Origin of the sequence: Rhizobium sp. RU36D, from assembly GCF_900176345.1 — a bacterium.
In the GTDB taxonomy this organism is placed as follows: Bacteria; Pseudomonadota; Alphaproteobacteria; order Rhizobiales; family Rhizobiaceae; genus Allorhizobium.
In genome coordinates this window covers 1-3,450 of sequence record NZ_FWXU01000061.1, presented here as the reverse complement: position 1 = coordinate 3,450, position 3,450 = coordinate 1, and the positions used below count along the sequence as shown (strand labels likewise).

At 57.6% G+C, this 3,450-nt stretch carries 4 protein-coding genes; 2 read left to right on the top strand and 2 right to left on the bottom strand.

The window, feature by feature from the left end; all coding sequences use genetic code 11:
* Nucleotides 1-139: 139 nt before the first annotated feature.
* Complete coding sequence (locus tag B9A97_RS29075; protein WP_084369313.1) at nucleotides 140-1,417, bottom strand: TRAP transporter large permease; 1,278 nt, start codon at nucleotides 1,415-1,417, stop codon at nucleotides 140-142.
* Nucleotides 1,414-1,830, bottom strand: coding sequence for a TRAP transporter small permease (locus B9A97_RS29070; protein ID WP_179145437.1), 417 nt, complete (start codon nucleotides 1,828-1,830; stop codon nucleotides 1,414-1,416). Before B9A97_RS29070 ends, B9A97_RS29075 begins: the two co-directional genes overlap by 4 nt.
* A gap of 148 nt (nucleotides 1,831-1,978) precedes the next feature.
* On the opposite strand from B9A97_RS29070, the gene B9A97_RS30000 reads away from it, so the two are divergent.
* Both B9A97_RS30000 and B9A97_RS29065 read left to right on the top strand, forming a co-directional pair.
* A complete protein-coding gene (locus tag B9A97_RS30000) occupies nucleotides 1,979-2,146 on the top strand; it encodes a hypothetical protein (RefSeq protein ID WP_179145436.1) in 168 nt (55 codons plus the stop codon).
* Between the two features lie 192 nt (nucleotides 2,147-2,338).
* Entirely contained in the window at nucleotides 2,339-3,181 is an 843-nt protein-coding gene (locus tag B9A97_RS29065) for a MurR/RpiR family transcriptional regulator (protein ID WP_143530775.1), read from the top strand.
* The last annotated feature ends 269 nt before the right edge of the window (nucleotides 3,182-3,450 follow it).

The window sequence follows — 3,450 nt, the reverse complement described above, 5'->3', positions numbered from 1 at the left end:
CCGAAGCCGAGGAGCAGTACTACGCCACCCTGGACGCACTAGCCATGGCCGCATAACTTAAACGAAATCGCCTCCGGCAAACCCGGCGTGGTTCAGCCCAACTGCCGGATCTCTCCAAGAAATCTACTCATGTAAAGCCTCATTGAACCAGGTAGTTCGGGAGCCATGTCGAGATCGCGGGGACCAGCGTCACGGCCAGAAGGGAAAGCACCATGGAAATCAGGAACGGCATGGTGCCCCTGATGACCAGGTGGATCGGCATCTTGGCGACGATCGAAACCATGTAGAGGCTCATGCCTACTGGCGGGGTCAGCAGGCCGATCATCAGGTTGAACACGAAGACGATACCGAGTTGCACCGGGTCCACGCCGGCGGCGGCGAGTGCCGGGGCGATGATCGGCGCGATAATCAGGATGGCCGCGATCGATTCCAGCACCATACCGACGACCAGCAGCAGAATGTTCACCAGCAAAAGCAGGACCAGGGGATTGTCGGAGAGTTCAAGCAGAAACGTGCTCACCGTCACCGGTACCCGATCCATCGTCAGCACCCAGGCGAAGAGAGCCGCCGCCGACACGATGAACAGAATGCTGGCGGTCGCCTCGACCGTCTCTTGCATGCTGCGCAGGATGCCCTGCCAATCCAGCGTCTGATAGATGAATAGGCCAATGAACAGCGCATAGGCGACCGTGACGCCTGCCACTTCGGTAGGGCCGAAATAGCCGCTCATCAAGCCACCGATGAGCAGGACAGGGGCCAGAATGGCCGGAAACGAAACGAGGAACTTGCGTGCAATGGCGCCACGGCTTGGCGTTATGTCGTCACGTGGCAGGTTTTTCAGACGAGCAGTGATCGCAACCTGTATCATCAGTAGAAGCGTAATGAGGATGGCGGGCACGATACCCGCCAGGAGCAGCTTCACAGCCGACACATTGGCGACGCTGGCATAGATGATGATCGGAATAGATGGCGGGAAGATCGGGCCGATTGTCGTGACGGAGATTGTGATACCGGCGGCAAAATCCTCGCGATATCCCTGCTTTTTCATCTGGCTGATCTGGATCGCACCGAGCGCGCCGATATCCGCCAACGCAGCGCCCGATACGCCTGAGAACACCAAGCTGAGCAGGATGCTGACCTGCGCCACTCCACCGCGAATGTGCCCGACCAGCAGCCGCACGACATCGAATAGGTGATTGGTGACACCCATCGCAGTCAGCAGATTGGCAGCAAGGATGAACAGTGGAACGGCCAGCAGCGGTGTCGAATCGAGCGCATTGACCCTGCGTTGCGCCAGGACGTTGACCGGCAGTCCATACGTTACAATGACAATTGCCGAGGAAAGGCCGAGACTGACGGCGACGGGCATGCCGATGGCGAGGGCCACCGGGAAGATGATGAGGAGAGCGAGCCTCATGGATGACTGCCGGTCTGATGGTCGGGGCTTTGGCCGAAGCCGGCGATCTTCAAAAGGCGCAGCACCGCGACAAGGGCGAAAAGTGTGATGCCGAGCGTTGCCGGCGCGTAGAAGACCCAGTTCGACAAGCTCATCGCTTGCGTCGAGAACTTTCCGGCGCGCATTAGATAGGCGTGCGTGCCGTAAAGCGTCAGGGTGCAGAAGGCGAGGACGCCAAGTTCGACGCCGATGGCCATCACCGTCTGGATCCTGCCACCAAGCAACTCCGGCAGCATGCCGATTGCTATGTGCTGCCCGCGCAGCGCCAGCCGCGGCATGGCCAGATAGACCAGCGATAGACTGGCAAAGCGGGCCAGTTCATCGGCCCAGGCAAGTCCGATATCGAATCCGTTGCGGATAACGGCCAGGCGCAAGCTTCCTCTTGGCGCGCCTCTTGACAGGACGCTACGAAGGGCATCCTTCGGGGCAAACGCAACCAAATCATAAGTTTTGAGATGTCATCAGAAAATGGCAGTGAGGGCAAAGCGACTGTACTGCCACTCATGGAGGACGTCGCCCTTCATGCGGGCGTTTCTCTGGCGACCCTTCGCAGTCATAAACTCGAACGCGGATCTGGTGCTTGGCGCTGCTCTTGCCGCCTGCGGCGAAAATCAGGGCGGCGACGAGCAAGCGGCCGGCCCGACATCGATCAAAATGGACATTATCCTGCGTGAAAATCTTCCATTGTAACCGCACGGGGATGTGGCACCTCAAAGCATCTGCGATGTGTTGAGCCACACTAAGCGAGCGGTCTTTGTACCTGTGTTGCTGCAGCGGTGGAGTTCTAGCGCTTTCCGACAATTGACTGACGAACGTGCTTGCCATCCCGGTCCAAGCACTTCAAAACAACCATCATGAAAATCGAATTTCATGGGATCCGTTGTGCGCCCAAAAGAGCTGTCGTTTCTCACCCGTGTCCGCCAGATCTTGCCAAACTTGCATCCCGCCGAGCGACGGCTGGGCGATTTTGTCTGTGACTTTCCCGGGGAGCTTGCAAGCTATTCGGCGCAGGAACTAGCCGCGCTCGCGCATGTCTCGAAGGCAACCGTATCGCGTTTCGTCCAGAGGCTGGGATATGAAAACTACGACGAAGCGCGTCGCCATGCCCGGGCGGAAAAGCAGACTGGTTCTCGGCTGTTTCTCTCGACCGCCACCGACGCAACTGGGGAGCAATCGGTCGCCGCCCACGTGGCGCAGGGCGTAACCAATCTTGAATCCACTTTCCTCGCTATCACTGACAGCCAGATTTCGGCCGTTGCATCGGCTATTCTTGAGGCGCGAAAAGTCTGGGTGCTCGGCTTCCGTGCCAGTCATCCCTTTGCCAGTTACCTGCAATGGCAACTGACCCAGGTCGTCGAGAACATTGTTTCGATACCCGGCGGCGGCCAGACCCTGGGCGAGCATCTGGTCAGCCTCTCGCCCGAAGACGTCGTGATCGTCTTCGGGCTGCGTCGCCGTGTTGCCCGCATGGATCTGATCCTCGGGCAGATTGAAAAATCCCAGGCCAAACTCCTCTATATTACGGACGAGGGAGTCGCGTTTCTTACCAGCGCAACCTGGCACTTCCGCTGCCATACCCTTGCGCCCGGTCCCATCTTCAACCATGTCTCAGTGATGGCGCTCTGCCATCTGATCACGACGCGCTGTATTGAAATGGCCGGGGTTGCCGGCCGCAACCGGCTGCGCGGCATAGAGGCCCTCAACGACAGTCTTGAAGAACTGTGACACGCATTTGTGCATCTGCATGAAACGTTCGGCCAATATTTAGCCAAAAGAAATCAAGGTTTCACGGCGACACTCCGGACCAAAATCAAACAAACTATTGACTTTAAAAGTGAAACTGTAGTTTCGTATCAATTGGCACGAAATCTGCATTTCTGATGGGTGCTGAAAGGCGCGTTATACCAACGAGCAATGACGCCGACTCGTGATGGGATTCCCAAATCAGAGGAATTCTGACTCATTATGCCAAACGGAGGTTTGGCATGACGAAG

Excerpts from the sequence above, each read along its gene's own strand:
- B9A97_RS29075 (WP_084369313.1), bottom strand. The coding sequence starts at position 1,417 with ATGAGGCTCGCTCTCCTCATCATCTTCCCGGTGGCCCTCGCCATCGGC.
- B9A97_RS30000 (WP_179145436.1), top strand. The coding sequence starts at position 1,979 with ATGCGGGCGTTTCTCTGGCGACCCTTCGCAGTCATAAACTCGAACGCG.